General features: G+C 47.0%; 19 protein-coding genes. 2 read left to right on the top strand and 17 right to left on the bottom strand.

Annotation, left to right across the window (positions count from 1 at the left end; all coding sequences use genetic code 11):
* Positions 1–19: 19 nt before the first annotated feature.
* From HGH91_RS05085 to HGH91_RS05070, 4 genes are all read right to left on the bottom strand, one after another.
* Positions 20–1,321, bottom strand: a complete 1,302-nt coding sequence (locus HGH91_RS05085; RefSeq protein WP_168737341.1) for a S8 family peptidase — start codon at positions 1,319–1,321, stop codon at positions 20–22.
* A gap of 482 nt (positions 1,322–1,803) precedes the next feature.
* Positions 1,804–2,715, bottom strand: coding sequence for a hypothetical protein (locus HGH91_RS05080; RefSeq protein WP_168737340.1), 912 nt, complete (start codon positions 2,713–2,715; stop codon positions 1,804–1,806).
* A gap of 136 nt (positions 2,716–2,851) precedes the next feature.
* Positions 2,852–3,322, bottom strand: a complete 471-nt coding sequence (locus tag HGH91_RS05075) for a hypothetical protein (protein ID WP_168737339.1) — start codon at positions 3,320–3,322, stop codon at positions 2,852–2,854.
* Positions 3,323–3,409: 87 nt separating this feature from the next.
* On the bottom strand, positions 3,410–3,796 hold the full coding sequence (locus HGH91_RS05070; protein WP_168737338.1) for a hypothetical protein: 387 nt from the start codon (positions 3,794–3,796) through the stop codon (positions 3,410–3,412).
* Positions 3,797–4,089: 293 nt separating this feature from the next.
* On the opposite strand from HGH91_RS05070, the gene HGH91_RS05065 reads away from it, so the two are divergent.
* Positions 4,090–7,071, top strand: coding sequence for a glycoside hydrolase domain-containing protein (locus tag HGH91_RS05065; protein WP_168737337.1), 2,982 nt, complete (start codon positions 4,090–4,092; stop codon positions 7,069–7,071).
* Between the two features lie 118 nt (positions 7,072–7,189).
* Here the strand turns inward: HGH91_RS05065 and HGH91_RS05060 are convergent, their stop codons facing one another.
* The 6 genes from HGH91_RS05060 to galB form a co-directional block, all read right to left on the bottom strand.
* Complete coding sequence (locus HGH91_RS05060) at positions 7,190–7,921, bottom strand: isocitrate lyase/phosphoenolpyruvate mutase family protein (RefSeq protein WP_168737336.1); 732 nt, start codon at positions 7,919–7,921, stop codon at positions 7,190–7,192.
* A gap of 12 nt (positions 7,922–7,933) precedes the next feature.
* Positions 7,934–8,380: a DinB family protein gene (locus HGH91_RS05055; protein WP_168737335.1), complete on the bottom strand. Its 447-nt coding sequence runs from the start codon at positions 8,378–8,380 to the stop codon at positions 7,934–7,936.
* 146 nt (positions 8,381–8,526) lie between these two features.
* Positions 8,527–9,756, bottom strand: coding sequence for a glycoside hydrolase family 27 protein (locus tag HGH91_RS05050; protein WP_168737334.1), 1,230 nt, complete (start codon positions 9,754–9,756; stop codon positions 8,527–8,529).
* 44 nt (positions 9,757–9,800) lie between these two features.
* Positions 9,801–10,187, bottom strand: a complete 387-nt coding sequence (locus HGH91_RS05045) for a VOC family protein (protein ID WP_168737333.1) — start codon at positions 10,185–10,187, stop codon at positions 9,801–9,803.
* 264 nt (positions 10,188–10,451) lie between these two features.
* On the bottom strand, positions 10,452–11,369 hold the full coding sequence (locus tag HGH91_RS05040; protein ID WP_168737332.1) for a hypothetical protein: 918 nt from the start codon (positions 11,367–11,369) through the stop codon (positions 10,452–10,454).
* Positions 11,370–11,708: 339 nt separating this feature from the next.
* Entirely contained in the window at positions 11,709–14,249 is a 2,541-nt protein-coding gene (gene galB, locus HGH91_RS05035) for a beta-galactosidase GalB (protein WP_247651651.1), read from the bottom strand.
* Between the two features lie 316 nt (positions 14,250–14,565).
* On the opposite strand from galB, the gene folE reads away from it, so the two are divergent.
* The gene (gene folE, locus HGH91_RS05030) at positions 14,566–15,186 is read left to right on the top strand and encodes a GTP cyclohydrolase I FolE (protein ID WP_168737331.1); all 621 of its coding nucleotides are present in this window, start codon (positions 14,566–14,568) and stop codon (positions 15,184–15,186) included.
* 71 nt (positions 15,187–15,257) lie between these two features.
* Here the strand turns inward: folE and HGH91_RS05025 are convergent, their stop codons facing one another.
* The 7 genes from HGH91_RS05025 to HGH91_RS04995 all read right to left on the bottom strand — a co-directional run bounded on the left by HGH91_RS05025 (position 15,258) and on the right by HGH91_RS04995 (position 24,574).
* Positions 15,258–16,376 carry an efflux RND transporter periplasmic adaptor subunit gene (locus tag HGH91_RS05025; RefSeq protein WP_168737330.1) on the bottom strand — a complete coding sequence of 373 codons (1,119 nt, stop codon included), beginning with the start codon at positions 16,374–16,376 and terminating at the stop codon, positions 15,258–15,260.
* Positions 16,360–19,506 (bottom strand): efflux RND transporter permease subunit, encoded by a 3,147-nt coding sequence (locus HGH91_RS05020; RefSeq protein ID WP_168737329.1) that lies wholly within the window; start codon positions 19,504–19,506, stop codon positions 16,360–16,362. Before HGH91_RS05020 ends, HGH91_RS05025 begins: the two co-directional genes overlap by 17 nt.
* A gap of 17 nt (positions 19,507–19,523) precedes the next feature.
* Complete coding sequence (locus HGH91_RS05015; RefSeq protein WP_168737328.1) at positions 19,524–20,903, bottom strand: TolC family protein; 1,380 nt, start codon at positions 20,901–20,903, stop codon at positions 19,524–19,526.
* Positions 20,904–20,939: 36 nt separating this feature from the next.
* Positions 20,940–22,112, bottom strand: a complete 1,173-nt coding sequence (locus tag HGH91_RS05010; RefSeq protein WP_168737327.1) for a chromate transporter — start codon at positions 22,110–22,112, stop codon at positions 20,940–20,942.
* Positions 22,102–22,572, bottom strand: coding sequence for a chromate resistance protein ChrB domain-containing protein (locus HGH91_RS05005; protein ID WP_247651650.1), 471 nt, complete (start codon positions 22,570–22,572; stop codon positions 22,102–22,104). The genes HGH91_RS05010 and HGH91_RS05005 overlap by 11 nt, the downstream gene beginning before the upstream one ends.
* 90 nt (positions 22,573–22,662) lie before the next feature.
* On the bottom strand, positions 22,663–23,625 hold the full coding sequence (locus HGH91_RS05000) for a DUF1259 domain-containing protein (RefSeq protein ID WP_168737326.1): 963 nt from the start codon (positions 23,623–23,625) through the stop codon (positions 22,663–22,665).
* A 106-nt stretch (positions 23,626–23,731) separates the two neighbouring features.
* On the bottom strand, positions 23,732–24,574 hold the full coding sequence (locus tag HGH91_RS04995; RefSeq protein WP_168737325.1) for a chromate resistance protein ChrB domain-containing protein: 843 nt from the start codon (positions 24,572–24,574) through the stop codon (positions 23,732–23,734).
* Positions 24,575–24,592 lie beyond the last annotated feature (18 nt).

The following is a 24,592-nucleotide window of genomic DNA, read 5'->3' as shown; positions in this document are numbered from 1 at the left end:
GACTTTTTGTTTAAAGAATTTATGATAAAATAGCGTTTAACAGTTTGAATGAGTCTGCGAGGTTAAGCAGGCCGAATCCGGCCTTCTGATCCCTTACTTTGCTGGTGAGCCTGTCAGATGTATTTCTCAGGATATAATTGATATCTGTATTTGTAAGCTTGCGGCCTTTTTCGTAGGCCAGTGATTTCATGAGGGCCACTGCTCCGCTCACGAACGGCGATGCCTGGGAAGTTCCGGAGGAGAGGGCATAGCCATTGTTGAGGTAAGAGCTGTAGATGTTGGAGCCGGGTGCTACTACCGTGATGCTGGCGCCATAGGAAGTGAAACCTGTTACCTGGCCGGAGCCATCTACTGCACCCACGGCAAAAACGCCGTCCAGCGCGCCGGGATAATATTTTTCATCAGTGCCATCGTTGCCGCTGGCGGCTACAATCGTTACGTTTTTACTAAGCGCATATTTTACGATGTCTTCATGTGGAAGTCCTCCGCCGGAATGCTTTATGCCCAGGCTCATATTGATTACGTCGGCGCCATGATCTACAGCCCATTTGATACCGTTGTTGATATTATCAACAATGCCCGCACCTACGATACGGTTGCCACTTTTCATAGCGGCGAGTACCCGTACTACCATGAGGCTGCACGAGGGGCAAACGCCTTCGTTCATTTTTAATCCTTTGGCCGCCAATATGCCGGATACGTGTGTACCATGGCCTACCTGGTCTTCGGGTAGCGCATCTACATTCAATACGTCTCCAATGAATGCGGAGGTATCGAGTCCTTGCAGATCGACGAAGTTTTTTCTGAGTACAATTTTATTTTCCAGCTCAGGGTGACTGAAGTTGGCGCCGGTGTCCAGCACAGCTACGCGCACGTCTTTCACGCCCCGCGTCCATTCTTTGGCATAAGGCAGATAGATCAAATCACCGGGATCGGTAACGGCCATGGTGAGCGTGCCCGCTACTTCGCGGGGAAGCTCGGTAGTGCCTAACAGCAGCGTGCGTACCTGCACAATGAACGGAAGTTGCCCGATCCGCTGTATCACTTCATCGGGTAACTTCCCATCTTCCTGGAGAATAATCCGGAAAGTGAGATGCAGGCCGGCGTGCATTTCATCAGCACTCCATTCCGCGGTATGCGGTTTATATTCCCGTGTGGTCCAGAACTTACGGTTCACATCATTAAAGATGCGGTCCACGTCGGGGTGGAATCTTTCCACTACAGTTGTTTTATCGTTGATAAAATCAATCCAGTAGGGAATGTTGGCCGGAAGTTGATCCCGGATGCTTCCTGCAACTTTAATAATGATATGCTCTTTCATAGAGGCAATGATTATCCGTGTCGTTTGATAATCGACAAGCTAATGATAATGATATGGTAATGTGCAACTATAGGGCAATAGCAGTAGGATTCAGGGGTAGACACATCTAAATAATCGACAACACGGTCCTAGCTACATAACGCCAGTACGATACGACTTGATTTGCGGTTAAAGTTTACAAAATGTTGAAATTAAATTGTACCAGATTCCGACAATTCAAAAAGATATGCTTTAAAAACACCAAACGCTGAAATTCTTGAGGTTACATCTCCAAAAACTATTGTAAAAAAGGGGCTCGAACTTGTATTGTAGGCTCTGGAATATGAAGCTAGGAAATATTAAGGATATCTGCAAAAAAAAAATGGACAAACGAAATTGTTTGTCCAAATACAGTAAACCTTAACCAGGTTATCAGCAAAAAATATTTACCCTATTCATCCATTAAACATTGGCCGGCCTGTTTTAATGATGAGGAGCACGCATTACCACTCATAGGTAATACCAAAAGACCAATAGAACTGGTTATGCAGAGGTTCTACTTTTACCGTTGATTCTTTGGTAGCCAGTGTTGTTAAGGTAAGTACTGCCGGATGCAATGGAATAGCATAAGTTGGTTCAAACGAGAAACTGAGCCGTTTATGAATGGTATAAGATATGGGTAAGCTCAGTTCATCATCTAAAATAGTAAAATTGGATGCATTGCTCATATCTGCTGTCACCGCAGGTGGTTGGCGTTGCTTCTTTTTCTTGCTTACATTTACCACAGGACTGAGGCGACGGTTGTTATAATAGTTATCATAATAATGTTGTGTTCCGGCATTAGCTGCTACGGTAGGGGTGATGTTCAGGTGATCGTTGAACAGGTCGAAACTATGTTCCAATGCAAGCTTTGTTAGATAGTCGTTTTTTGCCCCGAAATTCATATACCCGTCTGCTGCCGCTGTGATAATTCCATTGAAATCATAGGCAAGGCTGGCATGCGCATCACCCTTTACTTCCGACCGTACGTTATCACTCAGCGTATTATAGAAAAATTTGGAGGCACTGATTTCTCCATCAAAATTACCCTGTGAAAACATATATCCGGCTGTAAATATGCCGGCGTCCACACGGGTACTATTATTCATTAACATAGAAACGGCGCCCTCCGCGTATAGCCCGGATTTATGATAATAGCCTAGTGTAGCGGACAAATACGGGATGCGGGCGGCGTCTTTCCGGCCGGCATATACGTTGTCGCTCAGGTATTCCAGGCCCGCACCAAAACGTGGTTTGGGTCCTTCGTTGCGGGCTGTTATCATTTGTTCGTTGCCAGTAGTTGACAGCGAATCGTGTTGCTGCGCCAATAAAGGTATTGAAGGCAGGAACAGCAGGCATAGTGATAAAATTTTCATGTGCTTTTACAGATTATACTATATAGTGATTGTAGACTTTATTATAATCAAAAAGTTTAATCTGTAAATAGTTATTGATGTTATATGTTGATTAGAATTAGATTAGAAAATAAGCAGAGGAAGCATCCTGATCCTGTTAGAAACTTATATCCAGGAAATGTTTGCCCTGGTATTTGATATCGATTTTTTTTGAGAACCATCCCACTTTCCCTGCCATGGTACCAGAAAACGACACCAGCACAGAATCGGCCATATTGATGCCGCTATTGCCCAGCTTTGCAAAATCAGGCTCCTCTATCACAGGCACAGTGAAGGTAGCATGGGCAGGTATGTTCATCACGGTGTCGAGTTTTACATGTCCCAGGTAAAATGTATCCAGCCGGAGGTCCAGCTCTCCGCCGGTAAAGGTGAAGCCGTAGTTGTTGGGATTGTAGTATACACCCGTAACCCGTAGTGCTGCCCTTTGCGGGGTGATGTTGAAAACCTTAACAGCCAGCTTACGTGGCAGCCTTGCCTCCGGTGTTTTGAAAAATGAACAGGACGATAGGGCAATGGCGGCAGCCATTGCCAGGATTGTTATCCTGAATGTTCCCTCGCAAACTTTCATACGCTTATTAATTTTGGTTGATTAATGATATTGCAGTATAAAAGGCAAGCGTCACGGGAAAAAGGGTGAAGAGGACGAAAAAAAGCGCTATATAATTTCCCTGGAAAATATCAGCCCGGCAATTATTACCGCTACAATTATCCGGCAACTGTCAATAAGGGCGATCCGGCACACTGGTCTCCACTCCACCTTATAGGTGGAATAAGTCTGTAAAAGATAAGTACAGCTGATCAGTAACAAGGGAATGGCTGTTAACACAATAACAGGCTGTACAGTCCATTTTACCAGCAATGTTATACCTACACTCTGCAATATCTTCTCTGTCAAAACAGGTATAAATTTAAAGTCCTTCTTATCGCGGGCCACCAGGTGGAAATTTTGCTCAAACCATTTTGGTAGCAAAATGGCAAATACAACAGCTCCGCTGCCAAATAACCACAAAGAGGAAAGCAGGATAGATAATAAAGTTTGCATAAAGCATTTGTTTGTAATGGTAAAGAACGTATCAGTTTTATTTGATGATCTAAAGCTAGTACCGCATTATGACAACCCTATGTCAGGAGTGTGCCTTTCATTTTCCCGGGGATCAAAAAAGCATAGGCAATTATCAAATTAATGGCAGTAGATCTAAGCACAGGCTTGTAATTTCATTGATTGATCAGAAAAATGTTTAAAGCATGAACGTCGGCAATACACCTAGTTTTAGGTATGGGTTAGTTATTTTTTGGGTTTTATTACTGGAACTCCTTATTGCTGGCCAATTTCTAATGGCGCAGTTGCCTACTTATGGTACTGGTCAGTGGAATGAAAAGGAGTTTGGCGACCACCGGGCAGTAATAGAAGTCGGGAAACCTGGTAACGCGGTGAAAGTCCATGTACCGTGGCGGAGAAGGGATGATCCCACCAGAAAAGGTTTGATAATAGTGGATGCATTTAGCGGAAAGCCGGTGAAGAATGTTTATACCCTCACCATAAATGCGGAATATGGCGACATTATTTTTGAACCGGTCACAGGGCCTGGAGAGTATTACCTGTATTACATGCCATATAAATTGGGAGGGAGCTGGTATTTCCCCAGTACGGCATACCTGAAGCCAGATAGCTCCTATAGTACAACCTGGCAACAGCAGCTAAATATAAAAGACCTTCCCGACGCAAAAGTGTTGCGCTTTGAGGCGATTAATTCCTTTAACAGTTTCTATCCCATGGAGATTATGGCTACTCAACAGGAAGTGAAGGAGCTACTGGAGAAGAATAAAGAGAAGGACTTTCTACTGTTTCCTGAAGATAGAAAATTTCCGGTGAGAATGGACTCCGCTATCTGCCAGCGTTGGATAGAGAAAGGAGAAGGGGGCACATTTTACGGACTGGCATCGCGCAACGAATTTTATGTTTACCAGCTTGGCGTATTCGCGGCTTTTCATGCACTCAAAAACCTACGTCTTCAATTTTCAGATTTAGAAAATCCAACAGGTGGAAAAATTTCTGCTGCCGCTATCAGGTGTTTTAACCTGGAAGGTAAAGATTGGTTAGGCCAATCATTTAAAAAGGAAGTTTTGGTAGACAAAGGGGATGTACAGTCCCTATGGATAGGAGTGGATATCGCGAAAGATCAGCAGCCGGGTGTGTATCATGGACAGGTTAAAGTATCCGCAGAGGGTGTTAAAGAAAGAAGCGTCCCCGTACAACTAACGATAAAGGACATGATCCTTGAAGACAGAGGTTACAATGAATTACCTACACTCGCGCGACTGAACTGGTTAGATTCAGATATCGGGCTGGATGATAGTGTATATCGGCCGTATACACCTGTGGTAGTAAAACAACGGACGGTCAATATATTGGGAAGGACGCTGCGATTTGACAAGTATGGTTTCCCCGACAAAATAACCAGCAGCTTTACGGGATCTAACGACGGCGTTAATGGCCCGTCAAGAGACATCCTCAATGGCGCGGTAAAAATGGTGGTGGTACGAGATGGAAAAGAACTTGAATGGAAAGGGCCGGCGCCTGCCGTTCATCAGCCATCTGCCGGAGCAGTGAGCTGGGAAACGCAATTAGAAGGAGATGGGATTGTGCTGAAGGTTTGGGCAAAAATGGAATGCGACGGTTATATCAACTACCAATTAACAATGAAGGCGCTGAAAGATTGTATGGTAGATAATATGGAACTGAGAATTCCATATGCACGGAAAGCTGCTATTTATATGATGGGGCTCGGTTGTAAAGGAGGAGTACGGCCGGAGCGATGGGACTGGAAATGGGAAAAAAAGAAAGCCAACAATATGCTGTGGATGGGAGATGTGAATGCAGGATTACAGTGTAAACTGAAAAATGAGACACCGGACTGGGCTTTATACAATTTTGATAAAACAGGACCCTACAAAGACTGGAGTAACGATGGAAAGGGAGGGTGCCATGTCCTTGAAGAAGCGGACAAGGTGATGCTAACGGCTTTCACGGGGCAGCAGCAGCTTCGGGCGGGACAGATCATCCACCTGAATTTTGGGTTATTAATCACACCTGTAAAGCCGCTCAGCCAGGAGCATTGGAGCGAGCGGTATTTTCAGGCAGATCCGCCGCTGGCAAACTGGAGGAAGGAGGCATCAGAAAAGGGTGCTACTGTTATGAATATTCACCAGGGCAATATGCTGAATCCCTATATCAATTATCCGTTCCTGGCTACAGATACGTTAACGAAATATGTGACCGCTAACAGGAGTGCCGGAATCAGAACCAAATTATACTATACCGTTAGGGAGTTAACTAATTATACCCGGGAGATATGGGCCTTGCGTAGCCTGGGTGATGAAATTTTCTCACCAGGTAAAGGGTCACAATTGGCAGATCAGTTTGCAGATGATGGTGTCGGTGGAAATTTATTCTCGACTGGTGGGCCCTGGCTGGTAGAGCACCTGGGAAAGAACTACGATGCTGCCTGGCATACTCCTTTGGAAAATTCGGAATATGATATGTCCATCAGAACCCAGGGACTTAGCCGCTGGCACAACTATTACCTGGAAGGGCTGAATTGGTTGGTGAAAAATGTAGGCATAAGGGGTATTTACCTGGATGGAGTAGGATATGACCGGGATATTATGAAAAGGGTTAGAAAAGTAATGGACAGAGCGGCCGACAGTTGTTTGATTGACTTTCATTCCGGCAATAATTTTCATCCGAGTTATGGCTTGAACAGCCCGGCTAACCAATATATGGAACTATTTCCCTGTCTCAATAGTTTATGGCTGGGTGAGGGTTATAATTATAACGAAAACCCTGATTACTGGCTGGTGGAAGTATCAGGTATCCCATTTGGATTGTATAGTGAAATGTTGAATAATTGTGGAAATGCTTATCGTGGTATGCTATTCGGAATGACCTCACGACTGGGGTGGACTGGCTGTGATCCATCGGCACTCTGGCGGTTGTGGGACAGGTTTGATATAAAGAACGCCAGGATGGTTGGTTGCTGGGATCCCGCCCTTCCTGTAAAATGTAGCGACAGTAACGTAAAGGTCACTGTCTACCGCCAGCCGAAGAAGCTATTGATCGTTTATGCCAGTTGGGCAGAAAACAACACGAACATCAGGTTGGATGTTGACTGGAAATCACTGGGATGGAATCCTAAGCAAGTAAGCATTTATTTTCCGGAAGTAGAAGGTTTGCAGAAAGGCCCATTAGTTGGTAACTTGACTGACATTAAAGTCGAAAAAGGAAGAGGTGGATTTATAATCATCGAAGAAAAATAGGTTTAAGGGAAATATTCTCCCGGCATAAAACGGCTTGTAAGCGATCGCTTACAAGCCGTTTTACATCACACTCAGGCCGGTGTATTTCCTTTTAAGCAATAATCCGGAGAGCACCTTTCTAGTATAAAGGTGCTAAAGATTGTTGAAGCAATATTTCTTTGCCGATTTTTTCGAGGTTGCGGTAAGTCGCTTTGTATAAAAAGCCCGCCATGCTAATGCGTTTGACGCCACACGCGGCTAATATTTCAACAGATGAAATTTGGGGGAGCCCCACCACATTTACCGGTAAAGTAGTAGCAGTCACTATTTTTTTGATAGTGGCAGTATCTTGCAGGCCTGTTACAAATAGCCCGTCAGCGCCCGCATCCTGGTATCGTTGCGCCCTGCTGATAGTGGTTTCCAGGGGAGCTGGCAATTTTTGTAAAAAAGCATCTGTCCTGGCATTGATAAATAGCTGCTGATGAGTTTTAAGCAGGTAGTTTTTAATAGTGCTCAGTTTTCTGAGATAAATATCTTCGCCTTCATGATCTTCCAGGTTTATACCCGCAACACCTGCATCTATTAATTGCCGGATGTTTTCAAGGAGTACTTCCATATTATTTGTATAACCTCTTTCCAGGTCCACAGAAAATGGGATGGAAGTGCTTTTTTTGATGCGTTCAACTATGTAGCATAGTTCAGCAAAAGGAATTTGCTCGCCATCTTTGTAACCAAGTGATTCAGCAATGGCGCCACTTGACGTTGCCATTGCTTTAAAGCCACAGTTTTCCACTATTTGTGCGCTTCTAACGTTCCATACATTGGCTAAAATAAAAGGGGAGGACTGATGATGCAATTGATGAAATTCCATATGGTAATTATTTTAGTATTTTTTCCCATTAACTATCGCGGATGATATTTGTCCGCAATGGTGTGCATTATGAAAAAGGATGATGGAATAAAGCCTTATTCTTGGAATTTTTCCAAACCAGGGTGTGTCAATTTCTTCCAACCAGCTGTTAACACTCGTTGTATGAACAAGTTTTCTAAGTATATCGTAGCCTTTTTCAAATAATGCTTTACTGGTGGTTAAATCATACTCCTGACCAGTATCTGGTTTTCCCATCGTGGTACCTTGAACATCAGTTGGAACGCCGAGAAACTGTGCTAACAAATGAATGGTCTCGCCTATATGTCTGTAATTGAAACCAACAGATCGCGTATTTTCTGACAAGCGAAAAGATGCATTTTCGGTATGGATGTTTTGTAAGGTGCTAAGGCATTGTGCCTGGCTTTGTTCCAATTGTAACAATAAGATGTGCTGTTCCATTGTGATCTTTTTTATATTATGTAACTTTTAGGTTACAAATATATGCGTAACTTTTAAGTTACTCAATTTTTTATGCAATTTTTTATTCTGATACGAAAAAGACCTGGCAGTTTTAGCTGACAGGTCTTTTTATTTTAGCGTCGTTTTTAACTTCTCGTGAAAACGTTAAATGGTATGCTAGTGCCGGTAATCTTCAACACCACAACCCCATGTGGTGGCAGTTGGTAAACAGGTGGTTTGCCAGGAGAAAGCCTTGCCTCTTCATGTTTCCAAAGATCGCGTACGGTAACCGGTTTATCGGGGTTTAAGCCGATGGTGCCAATACTCAGCTCCGCCGTTACCGGCATATTGGTGGTGTTTAGCAGTGCGACCGCCACCTGCCCGTTGCTCACGCTGATCAGTGGCTTGGCCCAAATTTGCACGCCCAATGTATCGCGAAATTTCCTTGCCTGGTAGCAGAGTGGATCCTGGTTTAATGCAATGACTTCCTTATTGGTAACGATAGATAATGTTTGTGAGGAGATCTTCCGGAGATCGTTGCCGAGCAGCAGGGGAGAGTTCATGATACACCACATGGAGAAATGGCTTTTGTCTTCATCATAACTCATACCGCGACCTACCTGTAGCATGTCCATATCGTTGAAATGTCCCGGGGAGCAGTAGGACCAGAGGTCAGCATTGAGTGCAATGATCCTGAGAATGGACGCGAAATTGTTGTCGATATCGCCGGAGATCCGCCAGGAATCGGCCACCAGCGGCGCCCATTTGCCGGGAAATTGCCAGCGGCAGATGTTGTAAACCACCTCTGGTTTGATGACCCTGATCCAATTGGAGATCTGTGTATAGCGCAGTTGCTCATCGAGGCCCAGGTCTTTCCCGCCACACCAGTCTACTTTCAGAAAGTCGTATCCCCATGTTTTCAATAACAGGGTCAGGTCTTTTTCATCGTGTCCATAGAGCCCGGATCCCGATCCGATGGTGTCCTGGTCCCAGATAGATGCGCAGGTGTTAACGCCGGCCTCCGCATAGATGCCTGCCTGCAAGCCTTTGCTATGTATATAATCCGACAGTCGCTTCATGCCACCAGGAAAGCGCTGGGCATTGTATTGCAGTTCCCCCTTTTCATTCCGGCCGCCAGAGAAGCCATCATCAATGTTAATGTACCGGTAGCCAGCTGCTTTCAGCCCGTTTTGCGCCATGGCATCGGCCTGTTCCCGGATAAGCTTTTCATTGATGTGGACGCGGAAGTTGTTCCAGCTGGCCCAGCCCATAATAGGTGTCCGCGGTTTGGCCGGCGTATTTTGGGCAACGGCCATGAGGGAACACCACATCAGGCAGATAGCCAGTAAAGCCCCTTTAATTTTCTTATTTATCATTGTCGACTGTTTATTCCGGGTTGGATATTTCAGCTGGTATAGCACTACATTTGAAAGATATTGAACTTATGACCGTCCGGATCAGCAAACACGAAACCGTAATAACCTTTTCCAAATTCCGCTGGCCTGGAAACAATTGTTCCACCAGCTTGTTGCACTTCTTTTTCACAACTATCCACCTCTTCCCGGGTAGCAACAGCAAGGGTAAATATAATTTCATTTCCAGTAGTTGAATCAATAATTGGTCCCATCATGGCGGGTTCAAGTATATCTTTCAAAAAGAAATGGATGATAAAGTTTTCTTCACCAAAGAAGAAGCTGGTCAGTTGATCCGATGCGCCGTTGTGTTTAAACCCAAGTTGCTGGTAGAACTTAGTGGTACGTTCTAAATCCTGAACGCCGAAATTAGCCCAAATCTTTTTTGTTTTCATATACTGACGGTTTTATGGTTAACAGCTTTTTTATTCGATACGCTGCAGCGAAGTTGTATACTGGCTCGTCAGCGTTCTCAAAAATAGCCTATAAACTCGTCAAACAAGGTAGTTGTTTACGAAATTTTTCGGGGCATTTCCGTCATTCGTATGATAGGATAGAAGTTGATCCCTTCTTAATTTTCTTAATAGGACAGTAATAAAATAAATTACTCCCGGCCCTAATTGCCGGGAGTAATTTATTTTACCACTATTTAGTGACACTTATTGAAGATCCGTAGGTTTGTAATAGTTATTTTTCTGTATAGGAAAATCGTTGGCAGTAAGCATAGCGCTCCAAACCCGGCCAGTAGGTACCACTGCGCCATGGTTGTCTTTGGGGTAGGTCATCGTTGAGGTATGACCGTAACCGAGCATATGTCCCATTTCATGGATGGTAATAAAGCAGGGGCTGGAGCTGAGATATCCGCCCAGTACGCTGTTACCTACTCCGAATACGGACCCGCCACCAAGGCCATCAACATGCGTAACCACGCCCGTTTTCATGAAGGATATATCCTTGTACTTCTGAAACAGGGTCTTCTTTTTGTCGGCGGTTATAAATGTAACGCCATCATTTTCTGTAATCGGTTCATCGACATATAATCTTTCCAAAGAGTCATTCATGAAATGGTAAGCCATATTGATGAACAGACCTGTATATCGGCGAAAGTCTTTTGCTGTGGGCGCGATTTTCCAGTTTGAAGCAGGATCCTGGCTGGTATTATAATCGTTGAATCTTATTACCCATTTGATACTATCTATCTTTTTGAGTTTTTTTATCAGGTCTGTTTCGCCATCAAAATCAAAAGATGCGTTGGCCGGAGGTATCCCAGTTGTTTTATAGGAAGACATATCTACCTCCTGGTTATTGGTGTTCAGGCATTTCGCAGTACCGGTCATAAATGGATACCGGATCTTTTGAATCGCGTGCGCCCTGATAGCTTTGATATGCAGCAGGTGGAGAGGGGTAGGCATACCGCTTACGGTCATCAGGATTGAAGCGTCAGTAATGTCTGTCGGCGCAAAATTGGCTATTTCTATAGTATCGGCGGTTATTGCTCTTACCCGAATGATTTTAGCTACTTCAAACTGCCTGTCTGTCGAGGTCATTACCGACAACGGCTCATTATCCTGGAACATCAAACCGGAATTATTGTCACTGTCAAATGAATATTCTGGCGTTTGCTGTGTGTGGACCGGATCTTTTTTACAAGAGAAAAATGCAACAAGGCAAAGAAGCATTAAACATTTCTTCATAGAAATTTTTTGCGGTGGTTAATGTTTTAGTCGTAGGAAGTGTATCCTATAATCATTTTTTAACATGTCATAGGATAAAGGGTATGGAAAATAGGATGAGTAAAGATAAGGGAGGTTTCAATGTACAAGGGGGTAAAAAGATGTTTATTTTGAGAAGTACGTTTCTACGCTGTAGCGGACAATTACCCCTGGCGCGAGGGCCAGGGGTAAATTATGATGTGATTATTTAATGCCAATAACAGTTATGGCCGGCGAGAGCCCTTCGCCCACTGCTTTCACAACGAGTTTACCTTTTGCGCCTTTCTTTGCTTTCACGATCACTTGTGCCATGCCATTAAATGCCGGACGGTCGTGGCTTTGAAAGGGCACGAAAGAAGTAGGGTCACCATTGTCTGTAGCAACGATTTCGCCAGGTCCTTCTACTGAAAAAGTAACCAAGGGGTGAGAGCGGGGCACCATAATACCGTCTTTGTCCTGCACGCGGAGGGTTATATAACAAAGGTCTTCACCATTATTGACAACACTTTTGCTTTCAGGTTGTAGGGAGAGTTTGACCGCGCTGCCAGCAGTTTTTATTACATCCGTTGCCCAGGGCTTACCATCCTTGTAAGCCACTACTTTCAATTCTCCGGGAGTATATTTTACATCATTCCAGATCAACCTGAAATCTACTCCTGGTTGCTTCGCTTTCCTGCCCAGGCTTTTACCATTTAGGAATAGTTCCGCTTCGTCGCCCGAAGTATATACATGAACGGGAACAATAGAATCTATCCTCTCCGGCCAGTTCCAATGCGGGAAGAGGTGCGCCATGGGAAGATTGGGCCGCCAGTGCGCCTGGTAGTTGTAGAAGCGGTCTTTCGGAAACCCGCAGAGGTCCACGATGCCAAAATAACTGCTACGGGAAGGAGGATTATTTTTCCTGAGTGCTTCCAGCGCTTTTTCAAGTTCTGCACGCTTGTTTGGGTCATTGCGGAAGTTGAGCAGATTGGTTTCATCTGAGTTATAGGGAGTAGGTTCGCCGAGATAGTCAAAACCGGTCCATACAAATTCGCCCAACAGGTGCGGATATTTGGCGTTGGTGCGGAATTGCTCATCGGGTGTGCATCCCCAGCCGGGTTTAGCATTATCATAGGAAGATACCTGCCAGTTTTTATAATCTCCGTCAAAGAAATATTCGCCACGTGTGCTCACACAGGAAGAGGTTTCGCTGCCCATGGTGGGCATGTCTTTATACCTGGGATCGGCGTCCCATTTAGCCTGTTCGGAGAAGAAATAGTTGACGCCCATCAGACCCAGGGCCATCGCAGCACCTGAATCACGGCCTCCGTCGGGGTCGTTGTAAGCATTGGATACGGGTCGTGTGGAGTCTTCTTTACGTACAATATCTGCCAGTTCTTTGGTGATGGCTACATCCCTTTGGTCCATCACTTCATTGCCAATAGACCAGATGACCACGGACGGATGATTGCGATCGCGGTGAACCAGCGCCTGCAGGTCCTTTTCCCGCCAGTCGGGGAAAAGTTTGTTATAGTCATTTTTTCTTTTTCCATGCTTCCAGGCATCGAAGGCTTCGTCCCATACCAGGAATCCGAGCTGGTCGGCCAGCTCCAGCAACTCTGGTGCAGGAGGATTATGCGAAGTACGAATGGCATTACAGCCCATTGCGCTTAATATTTTTAATTGCCGGGTCAAGGCGCTTTTGTTGATAGCAGCGCCCAGGGCGCCCAGGTCATGGTGGTTACATACGCCTTTTATCTCTACCCGCTTTCCATTCAGCCGAAACCCGTCCCGGGGAGTGAATGCGATGGTACGTATGCCGAACGCCGTGTTATACGTATCCACCGTTTTGTTGTTGACCGTAACAATGGTTTGCGCCAGGTAACGATGAGGGGTTTCAATGCCCCACCGTTTAGGGGCAATGACATTTGCAGTAGCGTTAGTCATGGCATTATTGCCTCCAGCAATGGTGATAGCAGCTGGCAAGGTAGCCGTAATTTTCTTTACGGGTTTATTGTGGACGTCCAGTTCGTAGATATCCGTATGTACTAAAGCCTTTACGGGTGAGCCCCCCTGGTTATCTATGGTTACCTTCACCTGTACGGACGCTGCTTTATCTGTTACCGTAGGGGTGGTGATGAAGGTGCCCCAGTGGGCTACGTGTACCTCGTTTGTTTTCACGAGCCAAACATGGCGGTAGATCCCGGCGCCGGGGTACCAGCGCGAATCCCAGCTCTCCGTATCTAACCTTACGGCTATCACATTTTCCTTGCCCACATGGAGGTAGGGGGTAATATCCATCCTGAAGGAATTATAACCATAAGGCCAGGTACCCACGTACTGGCCATTCACCCATATTTTGGCGTAGGCCATGGCCCCATCGAAGTCCACAAAGATGCGTTTGCCGGCGTCGGCAGCGGGTATATTGAAATGTTTTCTATACCAGCCAATACCTTTCCAGGGCAACTTACCGGAATTACCGTCGAGCTCTATACGGAATGGTCCTGTAATGGCCCAGTCGTGTGGTAAGTTAAGCTGTTGCCAGGCGCCATCCGCGAGGTGTTCATCTTCCAGGTGCGCCGGTTCTTCTTTACGGGAACCATCAGCCTGTAATCCAAAACGGGAGAACAGCCATCCATTGTCAAACAAGTGGGTGTTGGCAGCGCCCATCCTCGCTATGGAGGTCTGTGCCTGGACGGATGTGCCGATGGTTAACAGATATAACCATCCTGTCAGTACCAGGCGGAAAGCCATACGCTTATTCATTGTTCTATCAAATTAATGTGGTTAAATTACCTGTATCCTGCCATTTATCCTTAGAAAGCCGGTATACAATTGTTTTTGAGGAACAGGCATCCTGCAAAGGAAGGAAATATCCGGCGGATGGGGTGCTACAGTTTTAGCTTTTTCTGGCGTTATATTGTCCAGTTTCTTTCACCACCATTACAACAATCGGTTACAATGGCCCGCCTTAAAAATTTTGACAAAATCCTGTAACCTTTTATAACCTCCTCTCTCTAATCTTATACAAACAAAAATCTAATACTATGGTTATCATATAACCATCAAATACCAGGTAAACATGCAGACAGATTTTGCGAAAGAACCGATTGTAGCACACAGTAATATAGCATTGACAAGCGAAGAGAAGATTAAAGTGATCCGGTATCACTTCCGTGAGATTATGCTGGCCCTTGGCCTCGACCTCGAAGACGACAGCCTGAAAGACACCCCGGGCAGAGTAGCTAAAATGTTTGTGAATGAAACTTTTTCGGGCTTGAATCCTGTGAATGAGCCTTCCGTAACGCTGTTTGAAAACAAGTTTAAGTACAACGAAATCGTACTGGAAAAAGATATTCCCTTATACTCTTATTGCGAGCATCATTTCGTTCCCATCATTGGCAAGGTGCATATTGCCTATATTTCTAAGGGTATGGTCATTGGTTTGTCCAAGTTGAACCGGATCACGGAATACTTTTCCAAGCGGCCGCAAGTCCAGGAACGGTTAACTATCCAGATCGCCGAATACCTGAAGAAGGTGATGGCGACGGAAGACGTAGCTGTCATCGTTAAAGCAGCGCACCTATGCGTAGCTTCCAGGGGTGTTAACCATACTGGCTGCTCCACGGTTACACAGAGTTTGCATGGCGAATTCCTTAAGAAGGAACGTAGCAGTGAGCTTTACAGTCTACTGGCTATTTAATTCATTATTTAACAGCGAAATTGAATGATGGCCCCTGCAGACATGGGATTGTGTATCTGCAGGGGCTGATATTATTTTTTTACCGCCCAGAGGCCCGTGGTGCCTGGTTTCCTTTCATCCGTCGCCTTTTTCAGTAATGTATCTCCGGCAGTTATATTACCAAATATTTCCACGCCGGCGTCAACAGTCATTCCCTGGCGGACATCTACCCATTCTGCTTTTCCGTCTTTTACACGGATAACAAATTTCTTTTCCTGCGTGGTGGCCACCGATGAGAAGGGAACAACAAAAGAAGGTGCATTTCTTTCCAGTGGAATCTTTACATAACAGAAAACACCTGCTTTTAACCGGTGGTCGTTATTATCTACTTTGAACTCCCATAACTCAGTGCGGGTGTTAGGATCTATTGTTTCTGATTTGCGGGCAAGCGCTGCTTTAAAACGTTCTGTGGGGTAGGCATCTACCCTGAAGTCAATATTCCTAATGCCCCCGGCAGTGGCGACATATATTTCAGGAACGGCTACACGTAAACGCAGTACATTGTTGTTCTGCACGGTCAGTAACATGGCGTTGGTGCCTACCAGTGCACCGGGATCTGCTTTACGGGCGGTAACTACGCCATCGAAAGGAGCGATGATGTAGAGATATCCTGATACCGCTTTATAGGATTGGGCCTGCCGGCCTGCCGCTACGAAGGTGGCGCTGTCGGCCTGCATTTGGTTGCGGCTGCGTTCCAGGTCTACCGGGGCAACAATACCCGGTGTATTGGCCTGTGATGCCCGGTACAACCTTTCGTAATTATCTTTACTGGATGCCCATTTCGATTTAGCTGCCTGCAGGGCGGCTTCAGATTCAGCCAGCCGGCTGTTTACCTCTGGCGCTTCGATCACTGCCAGCACCTGGCCTTTCTTCACCCGGTCGCCCATGTCTACCTTCACTTCTTTGACAAAGCCCTGGACTTTCGCAAACAGTTCGGCGTTTTCATAAGGTACCAATTCGGCGGTAAATTCTGCTGTTTTTTTCAATGTGTCCTGTTTCAGGATAAATACCGGCACGGTATCCGCAGCGGGCGTATTTGTACCGGCATCCGGCGCGGGCGTGTGCTGGCCACATGCCGAAATAATGAGTAGTAAAGAGAAAGAAGCGATTATCCGCATATAATTGATTGATGTGTTATGATTGTTTGTCATAGTAAGTACTTTTTTCATCGTCAGGATCCAGGGAAACATATTTGTATGCTTTTCTTCCGGCCACCCATTGGTAAACATGCGGAAGAAAGAACAGTACACTGATGGCAGAGAATAATAAACCTCCTATTACCGCAATGCCCAGGGGGGCAGTTTGATCGCCGCCTTCCGATAGTCCCAAAGCCATAGGGATCATACCGGCAATCATAGCGGCGCTGGTCATGAGAATGGGCCGGAGCCGGTTTTCAGCCGCCTGCAGTTGTGGGTGCTCCACGTTATTTTTCCGGTAATGCTCTGCATTGGTAATAAAAAGTACGGCGTTGGCAATGGCTACGCCCACCGCCATGATAGCTCCCATGTAGGATTGTATATTCAACGAATTACCGGTCAGGAGTAAAAAGAGCAGTGCACCCGCTACCACCGCCGGAATAACGGATAACACGGTGAAGGCTACACGAAATGATTGAAAATATACCGCCATTACCAGGAAGATGACCAGGATGGCGATCAGTAAGCCAAACTGCAGGCTGGTAAGGGTTTCCTCCAGGAGAATGGGTTGACCGCGCAAAATTATTTTGGCGCCGTTGGGCAGTTGCCCGACGCTGGCTATTGCCTGTTTTACCTGTTTAAAAACGGAGCCCAGGTCCTGTTTATGAACGTTAGCCGTGATGGTGATGTAGCGTTGTTGATTCAGCCGGTCGTATTCTCCCGGCATGGATACCCGTTTCCAGCTGGCCACTTCGCTTAGGTAGTGCGTGGTGCCATTACCGCCGGAAACGGGGATGGCTTCCAGCTGACTGGTGCTGTTCATTTTAAATTCAGGATACTGTACCTGCACCTGGTAGGCGGTACCGGTGGCTTTGTCCAGCCAGTAGTTAGGTGTTGTAAAGCGACTGGAAGAAGTAGCGGCTACGGTAGACCGGGCAATTTGTTCGGTGGTCAGCCCCAGTTGGCCGGCCTTTACGCGGTCCACTTCCAGCCGGATAGCCGGATAATCTGTAGGCGTGGCTATCTGAAGATCACGCAGGGAAGAGATAGCAGAAAGCTTTTTCAGCAGCTGTTCCGCTGTTTTTTTACCTTCCGCCAGGTTCTTGTTCACCACCGCAATTTCTATGGGGTTGCTGCTGCCGAGGTTTAACACTTGTTCTACGATATCGCCGGGTTCAAACGATAGTTTAGCACCGGGAATAGCTGCTATAGCCGCTGCTCTAAATTTCTCCCGGAAGGTGGCGATAGGCATTGCCCCCCGGTTGAGTTTTATTTTTAATACCGCTTCCTGTGGCCCGCTGGTCCACAGGTGAATGTAGTTCACCGGGTAGCTGGAGGGCTGGGTACCTATGAAAGCGGAGGTGATAGCTACGTTTTGTTTTCCTGCAATGCTGTCTGTCAGCGATAACAGTTTCCGGGTAGCATCCTCTGTTCTTTCAAAGCGGGTGCCGACGGGCAAGCGCAGCCGCACTTGCGTTTGTCCGCTGTCGGTTTGCGGAAATAATTCGGTACCGGTGAAGGTGAAAAGAAGGATTACTCCTCCGATAGAAACCAGGAGGAATAAGACGGTATCTAACCGGAAGCTGAACTTCCGGCGTTCACCGGCGGAAACATAACGTTGTTTTAACCGGTCGAAAAATCCGGGTGCTTTTCTTTCCTGCTGTGGTAATGATGGTTTGAATAACCAGTTGGCCACTACGGGTACAAATGTTTGCGATAAAATAAATGATGCGATCATCGCAAAACCTACGGCCAGTGACAACGGCATGAACATCGCCCGGGGAACCCCATTCATGAACATGGCGGGAACAAATACGGCCAGGATACTCAGCAGGATCAGTAATTTTGGACCGGCTATTTCCATGCTGGCATCGGCAATGGCGCGGGCTTTGGTTTTCCCCGTTTCCATATGCCGGTGAATATTTTCTATGGTAACGGTGGCTTCATCTACCAGGATACCGACGGACAACGCAAGGCCGCCCAATGTCATGATGTTGATGGTTTGCCCGGTGAGGTACAACAGGATCGCCGAGGAAAGCAATGCCAGGGGAATGGTCATGATCACGATGAGGGCGCTGCGTTTGTCGCCCAGGAAGAGCAACACCATTAAGCCCGTAAGGATGGCGCCCAGTCCACCTTCAAACAGGAGGCTTTTCAATGAGTTAATCACGTAGCCCGATTGATCGAAAGCATAAGTCACTTTTATATCAGGGGGGATGGCCGCCTGCATGTCGGGCAATGCCGCTTTTACCCGTTGCACTACGTCCCAGGTGGAAGCGTCGGCCCTTTTGGTAACGGGGATATATACGGAACGCTTCCCATTCACCAGGGCATAACTGGTAGTTACATCGGCGCCGAGGCTTACGTTGGCAATGTCTTTTACGTATACCGTTGGTCCGGCGCCTAATTGGAGCGGCGTATTCTGCAGGTCCTGCAATGATTCAATCACGCTGTTCTGCGGCGTAATGTAGGTAGAGTCGCCGATGCGTACATTACCGGCGGGAGAGATGGAATTTGATTTTGCGATGGCCTGTACCACCTGGTCGGGCGCCAGGTTATAACTACGCAGTTTATCAGGATCTATTGTGATGAGCACTGTTTTCTGGTTACCACCGAAGGGAGGCGGCGCCGATACGCCGGGTAAGGTAGCGAACATGGGACGGACGCGGAACAGGGCGAGATCAGATATTTCACTTAACGAGCGGCTATCGGAACTGAATACCAGCTGGCCTACGGGAACACTGCCGGCATCGAAACGGGTGATAAAAGGCGGCACGGTACCAGGAGGCATGAAGGCCCTGGCACGGTTTACATATCCTACCACTTCTGCCATGGCCTGGCTCATATCGGTGCCTTCGTTGAACTCAATCTTGATGAGTGCCGCGCCTTGTATGTTCCTGGAATCGACAGATTTTACACCGGTGATATACAGGAAGTGATATTCGTAGTAAGAGGTAACAAAGCCCTCCATTTGTTCGGGTGACAGTCCTCCGTAAGGCTGTGCCACATACACCACCGGTAGTCCCAGGCGGGGAAAAATATCCACCTTGGCCTGACGGATGGAGAGGTAAGAGAAAAACACAATAAACAACACAGCTACCAGGATGGTGACCGGATGTCGTAATGCCGAGCGGATTAGCTTCATAATGCTTGCTTATATCGTTATTTCAGATTGTCTGTAAAGGTGGCCAGCTGGCCATTTGCCACGGCGATGTCCAACAGGGAGCGCCAGGCTTGCAGGAATGCGGCTGCTTCTCCTGTCTCTGCCTTCAGCAGATCATACTGGCCTTGTATCAGGCGGGTAAAATCTACCAACCCGCTGGCGTAGCTCAATTTCAGTCCTTCAAAGGCAAAGCGTGCTGCCTGTGATTGCACCACAGCTTGTTTGGTGATCAGGATATTCTGGTCGTAGTTGTACCGGGCCATTTCTTTCTGCTTTTGCAGGTTGAGTGTAACCTGGTCCAGCTGTGCTTCATCGGCTTTCAGCATAGCGCTGTACTGCTTCTTTTTCAGGTGTACTTCTGAGAACTGAAGGATGGGGAAACTGATTTGAACGCCCGCGCCATAATTTTTGTGGGAGAGGGACCAGCCATCTGCTTTATCGATGCTGCCATCTGCTTTAATACCAGAGCCTCTCGCGTAGGCATTGGCCCATAGATCGAGTTTTGGTCTCCAGGTGCGTGTTACTTCTTTCAATGATGTTTGCGTCACTTCTTTTTTCACCTGGTAGTATTGATATACGGGGTGGGGGGATGGTCCGGCAATCGTGTCGGCCATTTGCGGTAATTGGTTGAGCAGCGTGGTGTCGGCCAGGAATACCTGGTCGGGTAGATCTGGCATTCCCGTTATCCTGGTGAGCTCGGCCAGTTGGGCGTAGTATTGTCGCTGCACGATCAACAGGTCTGTTTTGGCCTGTGCTAATGCTGACTGAAACTGGGTGGTGTCTATGCCGGGCCGTAGTCCTTCCCGGGTAAAGACCAGCGATTGCTGTAGTCCCGCATCGGTGCGGTCGATATTAGCCCGGTAGGTTTGCATCAGCTTTTGCAGGTATACCGCGTCCAGGTACACAGATAAGGCCGCATATTGCTGGCGAAACAGCGCATCGTTGTAGGTGCTGTTGGCCAGTTTGTACTGCGCAGTAGCTTTTTCGATGGCGGCATTCCGCTGGCCAAACGTGAGGGGATTCCATTTCAACATAGCGCCGGCAGCAGTACCGGGCACCGGGTCATAAATATTACCGGTTGTTGGCGGACCGCTGATAGGTAGTATTAACCCGGGATAGCTCATACCCGTGATATTATTGTACGTGGCGTATCCTGCCTGGTAGCCGATATTTACATCCGGCAGCAAAGTGTTTTTTGCCAGCCGGATATTATATTGACTGCTTTTGGCCTGTTCTTCATAGGCCTTCATTTGCGGTTGGGAGGATTGCACGAGTATTAGTACATCCTTTATATACAGCGGCTTCTGTTGCGCGTAAACGGGGAAAAAAAATAGGAGGACGCTGCCAAGGATGATCATCTGTCTATAAGAAGCATTCATTCATCAAATATATTTATATAACGAACTATATCCATATTAAAAAATCGTTCTCGCCAGGAAGCCCATGCCTGCGGCCACTGCAATGATAAGCGGTTCCGGCACCTTCTTGAACCGCCACAGGATAAATGCGGTTAATGCGGCGATACCAATGGTATAAGCATCTATGAGCGATCGTTTCGTAAGCACAACAACGGCACCGGAAATAGCGCCGATAGCGGCAGCGGTAACACCGTCTACAAAAGCCTTAATCCCCGGATGCTTGCCGTATTTTCTGAAATAGGGAGCCGGTAATACCGTAAAGAGATAACAAGGGAAAAAAGTGCCCAGGGCAGCGATACAGGCGCCGGGAAAGCCTGCCGTCAGGTACCCGATAAATCCTACGGTAATCACCACCGGGCCGGGTGTAATCATGGCCACCGCTACTGCATCCAGGAACTGTTGTTCATTCAACCAGCCGTATTCCTTTACTACACCGCCATAAAGAAAGGGTACGATAGCGAGACCACTGCCAAACACAAACGCACCTGCCTTGGTAAAGTACAAAAGTATTTGCCAAAGTGTTTTCCCCTGGGTAGCCGTTGTGATGTGCAGTAATAGGGAAGGAGCCAGCGATTTCGGTATTGCCGCGTTTTTTCGGAGGAAAGATAATTTGCCCGGAGGCGCTTTTAAGAGCCAGTAGAGGATACCTGCGCCCAAAAACAGCCAGATGTTTTCGTTTTCCTGCCATACGGTATAAGCCGCGGTAATGATATAGATCGCCAGTAGCACTTTATTGCTGCCTACAGATTTACGGGTTAGTTTCCAGGCGCTGGTGCCGATAATGCCAATAACGGCTGCTCCAACGCCGTAAAAAACTGCCTGCATCCAGGGAATGCCCTGCCAGTGCACGTAGATGAAGCCAAGGCCCAACACCATGAGGAAAGAGGGAAATACAAACGCTAAACCAGCAAGCGTGGCTCCCAGCAGGCGGTAATGAACATATCCCATGTATATGCCGAGTTGTGCTGCCAGGGGGCCGGGCGCCAATTGTGCCAGCGTGAGGCCTTCTTTGTAATCTTCTTCACTGATCCATTGTTTATCTTCAACCAGGTCGCGGTGCATATATCCGGCCAGGGCTACGGGACCACCGAAGCCCCAGGTGCCTAGTTTCAGAAAATAAAGGATGAGCTCACGCAGGCTATATGGCACAGTGGTGTTGCTATGGTTCATTTTGAGGGAATGTTTGGGTCCAGGTATGTTGTTCAGATTGCCGGTATTTTGCCCAGCTGTAAAGGGCATCATATATCTTCCGGCCAATTTCCAGCATCTCGGAATCACTGTCATGGTTATACGAAAGCCCGGCTGAAATGGCCCACAGCCCTGCCGCCTGTGGGGCAAGGTCGAAGCGGTTCGTATCTGCCGCGCGGATGATTACCGCCAATTGCAGCAGGGCCGGGTCATCCAGCTCATATCTTTTAAGGAAATAGTCGAACGAGCAAAATTCCCCTTCGTGAGAATGCGCTACACCTGGAATGTCGAAAGGAATGGCGTCATATTCCTTTGCTTTTGCCAGTACCTGGTTGGCTGGTACATAGATAATTTCCGCTTCGGGATCGATAAAGCGGCCTATCAGCCACGGACAGGCAATACGGTCTATTTTAGGACGCTCGCGGGTAATCCATTTCATCATGTTGGATTTATACCTGCAAGTTCATACTATAGATATTGGGAAAATAGAATGAATAATAAGGTTTAGTCTGTTTTTTACTTTTGACGGAAATTATTTGTGGCCTCCAGCTGTCTGATCCAACGCAGCTTTGAATCCTCTGGCCAGTTTTTCTGCCGGGCCCACTCCCCAATAGTGCAGGAAAAAGATGCGGGGTTGTTCGTGTACCATGTGATTGTGTACAGCCACTACTTCAATCCCGTTTTCAACCAGTGCTTTGATAACAGGTGCTACTTCATTTTCCAGCATGGTAAAATCGCCCGCCACTGCGGCCTTTTCATCTGTGCCCTGCCAGGCCGACCAGGTATTGAAACCCATGAAGCTGCTTACGGGGATGCCATGTTCCTGCAATGCCACATCCGGCCTGCCAATGGTGTACTTATATACGCCTTTGGCCATCTCTCCCTTATGTCCGATGATGCTGTCGAGACGGGCAATGTTGATGGTATTCTGCACGCTGTCGGCGTTGCCGGCTTTAGGATCTTTGCCCCTTACTTCCTTTACTTTGTCGAAGATGGCTTTCACGTTGGCTGCTACCTGCTCCGCTTTGCCTCTGCCATCTATGTGCATATACATCACATTAGGATGGTTGCGAACAAAGTGGTTATGAATAGCAGTGATCGTAAAGCCCTGGTGTATCACTTCCTGCTGAACGGGCGCCAGGTCGGTTTCTGTAACGATGATATCACCCATCACCATTACGCTGTCGGCACAAGGGGTGAACGCGGCCCAGCTTCCCAGCCCCATTGGCGCGATTATCTTAAATCCATCTACCACTACGTTCAGGTCATTTTGAGGAACCGTTATTTTGTATTCGCCATTTTTGGCTACGCCTTTCATGCCGGTTACGGCCTCAATTTTCTGCACATCCAGTTTGCTGCTGCCCGGCGGGCATAGGATATTATTGCGTTTACTGCTGTCTGCTTTGTTAGCAGGTTGAGACGGATTATTACAGGCCGCCGCCAGTAATGTGGCCATGGAGGCGGTGACAAGGAGATGCGAAATAACGCGTTTCATAACAGGTGTATTACAGGTTTAATCAAATGCAAATCAGTGCTCAAACTGCAATTTCCAATTCCCGGATGCCAAAAAATAGAACGAAAAATAAGGTTTAGTCTATTTTTTACTTTTTCATCAATCCCTTTTTATAAGCAGAAGGACTTTTACCGGTAAATTTCTTAAAAATCCGGGTAAAATGGCTCTGATCTGAAAACCCCGTCAGGTAGGCAATTTCTGTCAGAGAATGATCTGTGGTGCTTAACAGCTGGGTAGCTTTATCGATCCGGAACTTACGGATATAATCACCAAAGGACAAATCATCGAAGTATTTTGAAAACTCTCTCGACAAATAGGCCGGATGCACCTGAAGCGTTTCTGATAAGCCTTTCAGGCTCAGATTAAGGTTGGTATCGATCTGGTCCTGGATGATTTCCTTCAGTTCTTTGGCCCAACCGGGTATTTTCCTGCTTTCTTTTTCCTGTTGGAGAAATTTTTTAAAAATATCGATCAGCTGGTTTTCAAATGGCTGCTGGGTATGCTTCACGTGCTGGAGATATTTGGCCCAGCTGTAAAGCGCATCATAAAGCAGCATGCCTTTTTCGAGCAACGCCTGGTCATCAGGTTCGTTGTAGGCCAGTCCCGCGGAAATGGCCCATAGCCCAGACGCCTGCGTGGCAAGATCGTGGCGGTCGGTGTCAGCACCCCGCACAATAGGCGCCATGATGTGAACGGCCGGATCTTCAATTTTATGTTTCTTCAGGATATAGTCAAAGGTGCATTGGTCCTCATAATGTGTATACTCCACACCGGCAATATCAAAAGGAGTCGCACGTTCAGCTTCTGCGCGGGATAACACCTCGCCGGCAGGTACATACATAAACTCCGCGTCCGCATCCACGAAACGTTTAATTAGCCATGGGCAGGCAATCCGGTCTATTTTAGGGCGTTCACGGGTGATCCATTTCATAATAGCAGGTACTTGATA

It is taken from the genome of Chitinophaga eiseniae (assembly GCF_012641265.1).
GTDB classification, from domain to species: Bacteria; Bacteroidota; Bacteroidia; order Chitinophagales; family Chitinophagaceae; genus Chitinophaga; species Chitinophaga eiseniae_A.
The sequence above is the reverse complement of the archived record's forward strand: the minus strand, read 5'-3'. Positions and strand labels throughout refer to the sequence as shown.